The following is a 13,186-nucleotide window of genomic DNA, read 5'->3' as shown; positions in this document are numbered from 1 at the left end:
ACTTTGGTTCAGGTTATTGAGAAGAAAACAAAACCTCGTTGGTTTCACAGAGTATAGACTTATGCTTTCGAATGGGGGGGATGAGTTCGCCGTCATTATACCAAACTGCATGAGCCAAGACGCTCAAACCAACTACGTTCCTCGCTTTTGGAAACAGCTCCACTCAATTAGAAATGATATTTCTCTCAGTATTGGCATCGCCCAATCAGGCCCGAAAGATTACCTACCTGCCCTAGGTACCCTCGCCAAAGCCGACAGTGATATCTATCTCGATAAGCGAAAGAATAAAGAGAGTCAAAAAGGTCAGTTAGTCAGTGTTGATAGTAAACAGACCTCAAATGGTAAGTGACTGGGCTACGTTTCCCTTCACTTGGCAGTCACAATAAGGGAAACGTACTCATTGAGCACTATCGATAAATCGACTTGGTCGACTGTCTGACAATCAGCTCAATTGGTGGCAGGCGAACATCGTGTCTTTCGCCACTCAATAGATTAAGGATCGATTCTGCACACACTACCCCAACCTCTTCAACAGGCTGACGCATGGTGGTTAAAGCGGGAGTAAAGTAAAACGAGGTTGGCAAGTCATCAAACCCGACTACAGAGACATCTTCAGGCACTCGATAACCGTGGTCATGCAATGCTTTAATGGCTCCATAAGCCGTTTGATCGTTAGCGGCAAAGATGGCGCTAAAATGGCTTTTTGACTCAATCAATTCTTTGGTTAACTCATAGCCGCATTCACTGCTGAAGTTCCCTTGTTTGATAAGTTTAGGCTGGACTTTAATCCCTGCTTCTTGCAGCGCATTTTTATAGCCAACAAAGCGGGCTACTGCATCCGGCTGGTTTAGCAAACCTTTAATATGAGCAATGTTTAGATGGCCCTGTTGCAGCAAATGCAGCGTTGCCATATAACCGCCGAGCACGTTGTCGATGTTAATACAACGCACTCGTTCACCAATCACATCATAACCAACCGCCACTACCGGAATGTTCTCAGCGTAGTCGAGAATTTGTTGTTCGGTGAGGCTTCCGGTCACAATGATCACACCATCGACATTGCTCTTAGCGAGGTATTCGAGCGCATGGGATTCGAGTTTGTTTTTCCAGTGCCCCGTCGCAATCACCAATGAGTAGCCCTGCGCACTGAACACTTTCTCCATATCATTAAGAATACGGCTAGTGTGTGGGCTCTCTGGGTTTTGCACCAATACGCCGATGGTCATCGAACGAGTATTGGTGCCTTGGTTCATGGTGTAGTTGGGTTTGTAGCCCAGAGTTTTAATCGCTTTCTCGATGTTATTGGTTTTTTCATCAGACACATAAGTGGTGCGATTTAGAAAGCGAGAAACAGTACTGGGTGAAACACCGGCGAGCTTGGCGACATCATAGATAGAAGGTTTTTTTTTCTTTTTGGTCGTCATAAGAACTGCCAATTAAACAAGCGAAACATCGACTATAGAAACTCCTCTTATGGAGCTCAACAGACGTTGATTGAAACTGAGAGCTAAAGAGGCAAGCCAGTGGCTAAATGCACTGACTTACCTAGGGGGTGAGAGTTATCGATTAAAACGACGCCAATGATTTTTCGCTCATGGCATCGAACAGATGAATCGCATCCAGATCCAAGTAGAGCGTCAGCTCATTCACATCCACTTCAGCGGCCTGCGTTTCAACCATCAAAGATTGACCTGCAATCTCGGTTTTAAGCAAGATACTCGCACCAAGTAGCTCTTTATCTTTGATTTTGACCGGGAACGGCAGCACTCGATCATGATCCACTTGCTCAGCACGTAAATGAATGTCTGTCGGACGAACACCAAAGTGCAGCGCAAGGTTCTTAGATGCATGAGCATGGAAGCGCTCTGGCAGCGGGATACGAGTGTCGCCTAGCTCAACGTGCCAGTTGCCTTCTTCGCCCACCAGCTGTGCATCGAGTATATTCATTGATGGGTTACCAATAAACTGAGCGACAAACTTGTTCGCTGGTTGTTGGAACACCTCTGTTGGCGTCCCCACTTGCGCTACATAACCGTCTTTTAGAATCACAATGCGGTCAGCAAGGGTCATCGCTTCAATTTGGTCGTGCGTAACATAAATCGTGGTGGTTTGAAGCTCTCGGTGCAGCTGTTTGATCTCTTCACGCATCGTGCCACGCAGTTTTGCATCAAGGTTTGATAACGGCTCGTCAAACAAGAACACTTTTGGTGTACGCACCATCGCTCGGCCCATGGCTACACGCTGGCGTTGACCACCCGATAGCTCTTTTGGCTTACGATCCAGCAGCGGATCAAGCTCTAGCATTTTCGCTGCTTTTCGCACCTCAACATCGATTTGATCTTTAGGCATGCCCTTAAGCTTGAGCGCAAAGGCAATGTTTTCATACACCGTCATGTGCGGGTAAAGCGCATAGCTTTGGAACACCATCGCCAAGTCACGATCTTTGGCATCGATCTTATTCATCAGCTTATCACCAACGAAAATCTCGCCTGCGGTGATGCTCTCTAAGCCAGCTAGCATGCGCAGCGTCGTCGATTTACCGCAGCCTGATGGGCCAAGAAAAACCACAAACTCGCCATCGTTGACCGTAAAGTCGAAGTGCTTTACCACTTCCACATCATCGTAGGATTTTTTGATGTTTTTAAACTCAACTTTTGCCATTACTGGTTCTCCTCTCGACGCTCTAACAGCATATTTCGGTATGCAATTGCACTTTGTTTAAGGGTGCGCTGCTGGGTTTCGTAGTCCACGTGAACAATACCGAAACGCTGTTTGTAACCATACGCCCACTCAAAGTTATCCATTAAGCTCCACGCAAAGTAGCCTTGTACGTCTACGCCTGCTTTGATCGCTTTATCTACCGCTTCTAAATGCGTTTGGAAGTAGTTGACACGTTGGGTGTCGTTCACTTCACCATTGATGCAGTCGTCTTCACCGGCTGCGCCATTTTCAGTAATGTACAGCGGCGGTAAGTTGTCGTAGCGATCGTGTAAACGAAGTAGTAGATCGGTTAATGCTTGAGGGTAGATTTCCCAACCAATGAAGGTGTGCTCATTCTCTGGCTGAGGCACATCTTTGATATCGCCATTTTCATCAAAGCGAACCACACAGCGGGTGTAGAAGTTCACGCCAATGAAGTCTAAGTCTGTGCGAATAATGTCTAAGTCACCCTCTAGAATCATCGGCATATTGTGCGCTTGACGCTCGAGCACCAACTGCGGGTACTCACCTTTCAATACTGGGTCCATAAACCAGTGGTAGCCCTCTGCATCGCTGTACTCAGCCGCGCCAATGTCTGCGTCAGTCAGTGGGTAAGCTGGTGTCGCATTAAACACGCAACCATGCATCGCATTCGGTGCGTTTTTACGCATGTGTGGAATCGCCAAACCGTGTGCCAACATTAGGTGGTGCGCTGACAAGAAGCCCTCACGCTCACCTTTAATACCAGGTGCGTGCATACCCCAACGGTAACCAAGGTAAGACGAGCAAAACGGTTCGTTCAAGGTTGCGTACGAATCAATCTTGTCGCCAAAGTAAGCACTCACGGCCTTAGCGTACTCTTCAAACTTGTAAGCGGTTTCACGATTTAACCAGCCGCCTTTGTCTTCAAGGTATTGCGGCAAGTCCCAGTGATACAGAGTCACAAATACTTTCAAGCCTTGCGCGTGGCACTCATCAATGATTTGCTCGTAGAACTTAAGGCCGTCTTGGTTAACCTGACCATCCTGTGGAACGATGCGAGGCCACGCCATCGACAGACGGTAGGCATCTACGCCCAAACCTTTGATCATCTCGATGTCTTGCTTCCAAAGGTGGAAGTGGTCACAAGCAACGTCGCCGTTGTCCATGTTGTCTACCGCACCAGGCTTATTACAGAAGGTATCCCAAATAGAAGGAGTACGACCGCCAAGCTGCGCACCGCCCTCAATTTGGTAAGAAGAAGTGGCAACGCCAAATAGGAACTCTGGGCTACGTAATTTTGAGTCTGTAGGAAGTTGGAATTTATTCATTGTTATTAAACCTTTTAGCCTTTTACTGCGCCTGACGTCAGGCCACTAATCATTTGTTTTGAAGCGAATAAGTAAGTAATTACCAGTGGAAGAATCGAAATAGTCGTACCTAGCATTACCGCTCCCCATGGAGTATTTGGAATGCCTTGCACACTGCGTAGTGCCTGAGTAATCACATAGTTGTCTGGGGTTGTTAGCACCACTAACGGCTGCATAAACATGTTCCAGAAGAAGACGAATTGAACGATAGCAAGCGTTGCTAGAGCGGGTTTCATCAGCGGAAGCACCACACTCCAATAAGTTCTGAACTCGCCTGCACCATCCAGTTTTGCCGCTTCCAGTAACTCTTTAGGAATCGAAGCCACCACATGCTGACGCATTAAGAAAATACCAAACGGCGTTGTGGTGAACGGCAGCCATACCGCAAGATGGTTATCGAGCAAGCCTAGGAACTTCACGATCATGAAGTAAGGGATCAAACTCAGCACCGGCGGGATCATCATCGAGCCAACTAGCATGCCGAACAGGAATGTTTTGCCCTTAAATTTGTACACCGCAAACGCGTAGCCACCCATGCTACAAAACAGCAGCGAGATGGTTGTCCCAAGAAAAGCAATGTAGATGGAGTTAAACATCGCTTGCCAAAACGGCATGATTTCAAGCAACTTAGCGTAGTTAATGGCTAAGCTGTCACCAATGGCGAAGCTGATGCCCGTACCAAAAATTTCCGTCCGGTCACGAGTAGACAGTAACGCCGACCACAGGAACGGGAACACCGTCATGATAGCTGAGACAATCAGCACAACTGCCAGCATTGCCATCAAGAGCTTGGTAAAGATTTCGATGCTGCGCTCACTTGGACGCCAGCGGGGAGACATTACGTGTTGAGTAGTCATCTTATTGCTCCCCCAAACCTTTTTTACCGAAGAAGAAGAATTGCACAGCAGTACAGCCTGCAATCAGCATAAATAACAGCCAAGAGATAGCCGATGCTGTGCCCATTTCTAACCACTCCCAACCCACTTTGTAGAGGTACATTGAAATCGTTAGACCTGATTGACCAGTACCACCAGTACCACGAGTCAGAACAAACGGTTCTTCAAACAGTTGTAAGTTACCGATGATGGTCATGGTCACAGCGAAGAAGATAAACGGACGAATCATTGGCAATGAGATACTCCAGAAACGGCGCCATGCGTTCGCACCATCCATTCGAGCGGCTTCAAGAATGTCTTTAGGAATGGTCATCAAGCCCGTGGTGTACAGAACGATGTTAAAACCGGTGTATTTCCAGAACACCATGATGGCAATAGATGGTTTGACCATAGTCGCGTCATCAAGCCAGCGGATTGGCTGAAAGTCATTCACCCAGCCAAACGCCCAACCAAACAAGGTGCTATCTGCCAGCGCGATTAGGGTCTGGTTGATGATGCCCGAGTTCGGCGAGTACATGTTGAAGAAGATCAGCGATGCCGCCACCGTTGAGGTGATGAACGGCAGAAAGTAAGCCGATGTCAGCCAATGACGGAAACGGTCACTCATTGACACCAAAATGTAAGCGACAGGCAACGCAACCAAGTGTTGAGCGACGCCCGATGTAATCGCTAGCCATAGGGTATTTTTCAGTGAACGCCACAGCCACGGGTCAGTCAGTGCAATGTGGTAGTTCTCTAACCCCACATAATCCATCGCCCCTAAACCTTCGACTGGGTTCCACTCGTGAAACGACAGAAAGATTGAAAACAGTAACGGGAAAATCCCAAATACAGAAAAAATAATCAGAAACGGAAGTAGGAATCCATACGGTGTAAGCGCTTTCAAACTCAGGCGAGAAAAAAGGCTTTTGCTCTCGGATGTGTCCATAATCTTGCTCGCTGCATGATTCATAGTAACGACCTCTAGTTAGGAAGGCGAAACTCGCCTTCCTCCCCTACCAAATAACAAACCAATTAAAGATTACGAGTACGGCGTTTGATCATTCGCTCCGCTTCTTTCAGCGCAGTTTCGATATCTTTGCCTTCATCCAGAACTTCCATTAGCGCATTCTCTAAAATAATAGAACGTGCAACGTGATCGCCTTTTGCTGGAGCCACTGGCTTGATGTTTTGTGCCACCTCAGCAAACAATAAGCGTGCTTGCTGCCCACCAAGGAACTCGATTTTCTCTTCAAACATAGGGGCATCGTAAGTTGTTATGTTTGCAGGAAATGCCGCGATGGTCTCGAAGTGTTTAAGCTGTATATCGCGACGAGTTGTCATATATTCGATCAGCTTCCACGCTTCGTCTTGATGCTTAGATTGGGTTGGAATCGATAAGAACGATCCTCCCCAGCTGCCGTAAATACCATCAGGAAGATTAGATACCCCCCAGCTACCTGCAGTCTCTGGTGCAATCCAGTTGTTTAGGTGGCCAAGTAGCCATGCACCAGATAGCTGAGTAGCAAACGTGCCGTTACGGAAGCCTTCATACCACTCGTTTGACCAAGCTAAAATACGAGCATCTAGGCCTTTGTCACGAATCTCTTTTGCCACTTCAAATGCGTGGACAAAACGCTCTGAAGTGACCACTGGGTTACCGTTTTTATCGAAGTACAAACCTTCACCTTCAGGTACGGTAGTAAAGATGATCGCTTGCGCTACATCCGCCGCTGAAGCAATCAGGTAAACATCTTTCTTTTTCAGCTCTTCACCCGCTTTGATATACGAATCCCAATCTTTAATGGCTTCAATTAAGTCGATACCCGCTTTCTCAAACACGTCTGTACGGTAGTACATTACACCAGGGCCAAGGTCGACAGGCATGCCGTAAACATCACCATCCGCACCCTTACCTTGTGCCCATGCGTAAGGCGCAAAGCTTTCTGCGTATTTGTCTGCACCGTAGTTTTCAGACAGGTTAACTAAACCGCCAGACGCCACAAACGGACCAATCTTCTCTACATCAACAACAATAACGTCACCCGCGCCTGAGCCTGTTGCTAAGTTGGTGGTCAGCTTCGTATGGTGGTCCCCGTGGTTGTTCATCAGGTAATCAACCTTAATACCTGTCTCTTTTTCAAAGTCAGGTAGCAGCACTTTTAAGCTGCTGTCAAAATCAGGGAAACCATCAAAGCGAATCTCAGAATTAGCAGCGTTGACTGTTGATGCGACTCCAAGCGCAGTAACAGTGGCAAGCGTCAAAGTTTTTAGTTTCATCTTATTGTCCTTAAATGATTTTGTAGGATTTAGAGTTGTTTCACAGAGCTTCTAGGCACCAAAGTTGGTGATAGTTTGAAGCTCACGTCTCGCTTGTTTTTATTGAGTATTTGAATCACCAGTTGAACGGCTTCGGCACTCATTTGTTCAATAGGAAAGTTCACAGTGCTTAACGGTGGCGATATGTAGCGTGCGAACAAGATGTCATCGAACCCCATCAATGAAACCTGTTCAGGTACGCTAATCCCTTCCTCTTTGAGCACTTCAAACGCTCCGAATGCCATATGATCATTGCAGGCAAACACAGCGGTAAATGAACAATCGCGTTTTAGCAATTTACGCATCGCACTCACACCCGACTCCTCGGTAAAACCGGCCTCTGAAATCAATGCTTCGTCGAACAAGATGTCGGCCGCTTCTAGTGCCTTGCGATAACCTTGCAGACGCCCCCGTGCATCGGATTTATCCAGAGGGCCGGTAATACATGCGATGTTACGATGCCCCATTCGTAACAAGTGTTCAGTCGCTAACTGACCACCTAACTCGTTGTCTATTTCAATGCAGTTCTGCGCAAGCTCTGGTACGAATCGATTGACCAACACTAACGCGACACCTTTCGCTTCAAGGTCTGTTAAGTAATCATCCGTCAGGTGCTGAGTGTGCAAAATCATTGCATCTACTCGACGACCAAGAAGAAACTCAACTGACTCTCGCTGCCCTTGTTCTGTGTTGGAACCCGCTGTCACCACCACGTGGTAACCCAATCGGCGTAGCCTGTTCTCAATGCTGTGTAGAATCCCAGAGTAAAAAGGGCCACCTAACTCAGGCACGATGATGCCAATACTTCCGGTACGGCTAGAAGCCAGCGCTTGTGCAATTGCATTTGGGCGATAGCCGAGAACTTGTATCGCTTTTTCCACTTTGAGCTTCTTATCATGGCTGACTCGGCTGGTACCGTTGATCACTCGTGATACGGTCGCTTGAGAGACACCTGCATACTCAGAAACATCTTTAATTGTGGCCACTTATACACCTCGACTACTGCCTGCATTCAAAGCCGATTTCTTCAATAGAAACCGCTTTCATGGAGCTAGTATTGATGATTTGCTTAGTGAGTAGCGTGAGAGTAATCACACTCAACCGCGCCTTATTTGGCCTGATTTACCAAACAATGAAGCAGGGGGAAGTTTCGCATGGTGCCATGAAACTGTTTCATGAAATGATTAAAGCCTAACCAGAAAGAGATATTTTACGAATCGATGAAATGAAGGGAGGGATTGGTTTCAGAAACAAAAAAGAGCCGCATCAATGCGGCTCAAATGATTTGGAGTTAATCATAATCTGGCTAGCGGCTTCACTGCCTTACCGCTAGCAGAAAAATAGACAGTATTACTAGAGTTGATTACCACCACGCTTCGAACATGGCACCCACAGCGACCGTATCGGCTGTTACCGTTGTTGTGCTTGGGCCTTTAGTTTCCACATCACCCACTGTGGTGTAGAAACGTAACATTGGACGACTCCAAGGCAAGCCACCTAGCGAAACGTTTTGCGATAGCGTCACTTTCCAACCGTTCTTTTCACTGCCGTCGTCAAAGTCTTCCATCGCATAACCCGCTTCTAGCCATGTCGAGTGAACGTCATCCCATTGGTATTGTGGACGAACGATGCCTGCGTACTCGTTCTTCTCATCCGTGTCTGTGCCTGAGAAGTTTTTGTATGAAACCAAGTAATCAATAATGAATTGCTCTGACGCTGTGTAACCACCCTCTAAGCTGACGTAAGTGACTTTGTAATCATCGCCTTGCAGCTCAAATACCGAGTTGTCCGCACCGTCGGCGTATTTCATCACCAACTTGTTTGAAGCGCCTAACCCCATTACCGCACCCACTTGCCATGCCGTTTCATCGCTGACGTTTGGCTCAGTGGCCGAGTTCGCTTCATCAGAGGCAAAACCGTAGTTAGCGTACAGATCAAGGTTGCCGATACCGAGATCAATGCCATGCAGCTTAGAGGTAATTGCATAACGGCCAGAATCGTTACCAAGCGCGCCATCGTTGCTATCAACTGCGCCAACAAAGCCCATATCGAGTTTTGCGCCACCTAAATTAAAGTTATTGAAGCCTGCACCTTGACCATCATGAGACATCCAGAAGTAATCATTCAAACCTTGTTGCGGACGTTGATGGAAATCTCGGCCTGCCCACATATAGAGTTCAGGTTGGCTTTCAAAAATATTGGTCACACCGGCATACATTTTCTTCAGGTTCACGCCGCCCGATGAGCCCCATTGATCATTATTCCAATCGTCCACCATGAAGACTAGATCCCATTTAGCGCCGTTATCCGCTTGGAATATCTTCGCTAACTGTACTTCACCGCCGTTAGCTTCATTACCCAGACGACCCAATGAACGACCAGAGCTGCCCACCTCTACATAACGGTTATCGCCAGATGAGTAATGCGCACCATAACGCGCGTAACCAGAGAAGATAATGCCTGAAGGTACTTCTGTTTCAGGCGTTAGCACTGCTGGTTGTTGATCATCGGTATAGTCGAGTTGAACCAGCTTGGATTCGAGCTCTTGGATACGCTGCTCTAGATCAGAGATATCCGTGTTGTCGGCAAGGACAGAAGCGGCTGCAAGCGAAGAGGCCACTGCTAGGGTGATTGGTAAAACTTTAAAGCTTTTCATGTTATATCCCTATTATTTATTAGGTTTGCTATCTTTCGGCAAAAATAATAAGCAATGAAAAGCCTGAAAATATCGGACTGGTTCACAACCACCGTTGGTACGAAAACCCATGAAACTGTTCAATAATCGCACAGTAAGTAAATATGTTTTCAATCAATAAATTAAAAGTAAAACCGCGTAAAAATCCGATTTGAAATCGGTTTCATTTCATGGAAATCAGCGAAAGTTGTCACGAAAATATCACGGAATTGGAGCCTTAAAACCACATCACAAATGAAACGTTTCATAATCATGAAAACACTCATTTTACTTTGTGAGTTTTTGAACAAAATCATCGACGAAATGATGAAGAGGTAGATGACTCAGTGAGAAATTTTAAGAGGCGAGAGATTTAACGCTGTGCTTTTCCAGCATGCCCTTCATCCAGTCGAGTTGGAAAGGTTTAGGAATCACATCATCAAATCCTTGCTCAAGGTAGTAGCTGACATCACTTTCAAAGGTATTGGCGGTAAGCGCAATAATGGCCGTATTCGGAGCTAAGTGCTGCTGTTTGATTCGTTTCAATGCTTCAATACCATCCATAATCGGCATCTGAATATCCATCAAAATAATATCGAAATGTTGAGACTCAAGTGTGTCCAGACACTCCTGGCCGTTATAAGCCAAAGTGGTACTCACATTTAAAACTGATAGCATTTTTTCAGCAACAATCTGGTTCACTTTCATGTCTTCAACAATAAGAACCGATAGCCCCTGTAAATCTGAGTTATCACTCGCTAATACAGGTTCACTGTAATCGTTGCTGAGCATATCAATTGCACGGAGTAGCGAGAAAATATCATAAGGTTTATTCAACTTTATGTGATCCTTAATCTCAGGATGCTCGCTGTGGACATCACCAATGTAGATAATAGGTTGACCTTCAGCCTGAGCAGGCAAAGGTTGTGCTAACTCATCAGTTCGGCTTTGATAATATACCGTGACTGTTGCGGGCTCATCCAAGGTGTTTAAACGTTTGAGATCGGAAGTAATAAGCTGCTTCGCATAAGGATTTGCCGCTACAACGTGTACTTTTTGTTGTCTTGTACGATCGGAAACAAGATCGACCTTTTCCACGACATCGACCGGTATGCTAACAGTGAAACAAGTACCTTTTTCTAGCTCACTTTCCACCGTAATCGTCCCGCTCATTAGCTCAACCAAAGATTGACAGATCGAGAGTCCTAGCCCCGTGCCCCCGTACTGGCGAGTAATGGATTCATCCGCTTGAGTGAACTCATTAAACACTTTTGCCATTTGTTCTTGGGTCATTCCAATACCGGTGTCGGTTATCGTCATGACTAAATAGCACTGTTCATCAACTTGGGTCATATCACTATGAATATCCACATGACCGTGACTGGTAAATTTCACGGCGTTGTAACTGAGGTTATTGATCACTTGCAGCAATTTGGTTAGATCGGCAAACAGTTTGAAATCTTGCTCTAGATCGGAGCGGAAAAATACATCCACTTCCGGCTTATTCATCTCAACCAAAATACTCTTACACGAGTTGATCAGCTCACTTACGTTAAATTCTTCTTTTTCAAGTGCAACTTGGCCTTGCTCTATTTTGCTCAGATCCAACACACTGTTGATCAATTTCAGTAGATGCTGACCTGAGTTATTAATCATTGAGATAAACTCTTTAGTCTGCTTATCCGACTCTTGATAGTACTCTTTTTGGCTCAGCCCTATTACCGCATTCAGCGGGGTTCTCATTTCGTGTGACATATTGGCAAGAAAGCGAGCTTTGGCTTTGGCGCTTTCTTCGGCTTGCTGTTTGGCCTCTTCCAATCGAATAGAACGCTCTTTTAGATCGCGACTCAATTTACTCTGGTTGAGGTACATCCAAGAGATCACCCCTATCATCAAAAGTGAGCAAACAAGAATGATGGCAAGGTTCACATACTGCTTATCATAGAGGTTTTCTTTGTGCCTATTAAATTCCAATTGGTGCTTTTGAACTTCAGTTATAAAGCCGGACAAGTATTCATTTAGATCTTTATACACCGCATCCAAATTTTGCGTCGCAGACGTTAACACCTGCTCATCCACCAAAGTGACCTTTTGCAACATCGTCGACGCTTGCTCTATGCCCGCAATAATCTCTGCCAACGAATTGATGTTCCCATACTGCTTGTGAACCCTTTGAGTCTCTTTCGAACGTAGATCTTGCATAATGCTCGATCTAAACACTCTCGCTTTGACCTTGAGTCGCACTAACGCTTGGGAACTTGGGGCCAGTGCAAATTGGTTGGCCGCAGACTTCAATAGCAGCAATTTGTTTTTTGCTGCTAGATTATTATTGACGATGGTTACGTAAGGCTGAGAGGGAATATTGCGTATCTCAGAGAGCGAATGAAAGAAATAGACAATCATTGCCATCAAGACTAAGCACAGCGCCGAAATGACGCCGATAAAAAATCGCCCTGCGACTCCATCTGTGCCTTCGATACCTTTACTCAACAACAATGTCCTTTATTTGCCAAATCGATAAGCTGTAGTAATAGTCATTCTTCAGCTCTGGACGATCGCTAAACGGAAAAACAATAAAAAACGGCCCTTTATCATCGATGGTCATTCGCTTACCAGATTCGTGAGTCGCCAGTAAAACTTGATAGGTTTTGATATCAGCGATAGGGATAGTTGCAACATATCCATCCCACGCCGTTACTTTAACCTGAGTTCCAGTTGCGCCAACATAATCAAGTAAGCTAATTAGCGTCGGACCAGAATACTCTGTGACCTGCTCTATCACATGGTTATTGGTACGAATGGTGCCCTTATCTAATCCTTGTACCATCGCCTCATCCATCTCTACACCTGACTCCGAATTAGATTGAGAGATTTTGCCTGAAATCCATAAGATAGGCTCACCTTGAGGGGAAGGGATCGCGTGCGCTGTACTGGCTAAGACAACAGCGCAACTCATCAACAAAGCACGTAATAATCTAGTCATAAAGTACCCAGTTTTCGTCACAGTTGACTACGTGGTTGTAGCCAAGATGACTGCAACCACCCTTTTCCACAGTATAGACGACGATTTGTAACTGAATATTCTGCTAGCTAAAACTTAAACTTCGCCACCAGTTGGCTAAGTGAGTCTGCATTTTCTTTTAAGCTGATACAGCGCTGAGAAGTTTGCGTCACCATATCAGTATTGCTGCGGGCTACATCAGCAATGCTTTCAACGTGAGGAGCAATTTCATTGATCACATGAGATAAATAGCGGGAAATACCACGTT

At 45.9% G+C, this 13,186-nt stretch carries 12 protein-coding genes; 1 reads left to right on the top strand and 11 read right to left on the bottom strand.

Going from position 1 to position 13,186, the window contains the following annotated elements; all coding sequences use genetic code 11:
• The first annotated feature begins 61 nt into the window (after positions 1-61).
• A complete protein-coding gene (locus ACU01J_RS05485; protein WP_481084748.1) occupies positions 62-349 on the top strand; it encodes a hypothetical protein in 288 nt (95 codons plus the stop codon).
• Positions 350-407: 58 nt separating this feature from the next.
• Here the strand turns inward: ACU01J_RS05485 and ACU01J_RS05480 are convergent, their stop codons facing one another.
• From ACU01J_RS05480 to ACU01J_RS05430, 11 genes are all read right to left on the bottom strand, one after another.
• Positions 408-1,424, bottom strand: a complete 1,017-nt coding sequence (locus ACU01J_RS05480; protein ID WP_481084747.1) for a LacI family DNA-binding transcriptional regulator — start codon at positions 1,422-1,424, stop codon at positions 408-410.
• 142 nt (positions 1,425-1,566) lie between these two features.
• A complete protein-coding gene (locus ACU01J_RS05475) occupies positions 1,567-2,661 on the bottom strand; it encodes an ABC transporter ATP-binding protein (RefSeq protein ID WP_481084746.1) in 1,095 nt (364 codons plus the stop codon).
• Positions 2,661-4,010 carry a GH1 family beta-glucosidase gene (locus ACU01J_RS05470; protein ID WP_481084745.1) on the bottom strand — a complete coding sequence of 450 codons (1,350 nt, stop codon included), beginning with the start codon at positions 4,008-4,010 and terminating at the stop codon, positions 2,661-2,663. The genes ACU01J_RS05475 and ACU01J_RS05470 overlap by 1 nt, the downstream gene beginning before the upstream one ends.
• Before the next feature lie 14 nt (positions 4,011-4,024).
• Positions 4,025-4,888 (bottom strand): carbohydrate ABC transporter permease, encoded by an 864-nt coding sequence (locus ACU01J_RS05465; protein WP_481084921.1) that lies wholly within the window; start codon positions 4,886-4,888, stop codon positions 4,025-4,027.
• Positions 4,889-4,907: 19 nt separating this feature from the next.
• Entirely contained in the window at positions 4,908-5,897 is a 990-nt protein-coding gene (locus ACU01J_RS05460) for a carbohydrate ABC transporter permease (protein WP_394126596.1), read from the bottom strand.
• 62 nt (positions 5,898-5,959) lie between these two features.
• The gene (locus tag ACU01J_RS05455) at positions 5,960-7,204 is read right to left on the bottom strand and encodes an extracellular solute-binding protein (protein ID WP_481084744.1); all 1,245 of its coding nucleotides are present in this window, start codon (positions 7,202-7,204) and stop codon (positions 5,960-5,962) included.
• A gap of 29 nt (positions 7,205-7,233) precedes the next feature.
• On the bottom strand, positions 7,234-8,229 hold the full coding sequence (locus tag ACU01J_RS05450) for a LacI family DNA-binding transcriptional regulator (protein ID WP_481084743.1): 996 nt from the start codon (positions 8,227-8,229) through the stop codon (positions 7,234-7,236).
• Between the two features lie 377 nt (positions 8,230-8,606).
• Entirely contained in the window at positions 8,607-9,899 is a 1,293-nt protein-coding gene (locus tag ACU01J_RS05445; protein WP_481084742.1) for a carbohydrate porin, read from the bottom strand.
• A 375-nt stretch (positions 9,900-10,274) separates the two neighbouring features.
• Positions 10,275-12,407: an ATP-binding protein gene (locus tag ACU01J_RS05440; RefSeq protein ID WP_481084741.1), complete on the bottom strand. Its 2,133-nt coding sequence runs from the start codon at positions 12,405-12,407 to the stop codon at positions 10,275-10,277.
• Entirely contained in the window at positions 12,400-12,900 is a 501-nt protein-coding gene (locus tag ACU01J_RS05435; protein ID WP_394126601.1) for a putative pterin-binding protein, read from the bottom strand. The genes ACU01J_RS05440 and ACU01J_RS05435 overlap by 8 nt, the downstream gene beginning before the upstream one ends.
• 107 nt (positions 12,901-13,007) lie before the next feature.
• A complete protein-coding gene (locus tag ACU01J_RS05430) occupies positions 13,008-13,157 on the bottom strand; it encodes a hypothetical protein (protein WP_481084740.1) in 150 nt (49 codons plus the stop codon).
• Positions 13,158-13,186: the final 29 nt, after the last annotated feature.

Source organism: Vibrio sp. 2433-A1 (assembly GCF_056726085.1).
The sequence above is the reverse complement of the archived record's forward strand: the minus strand, read 5'-3'. Positions and strand labels throughout refer to the sequence as shown.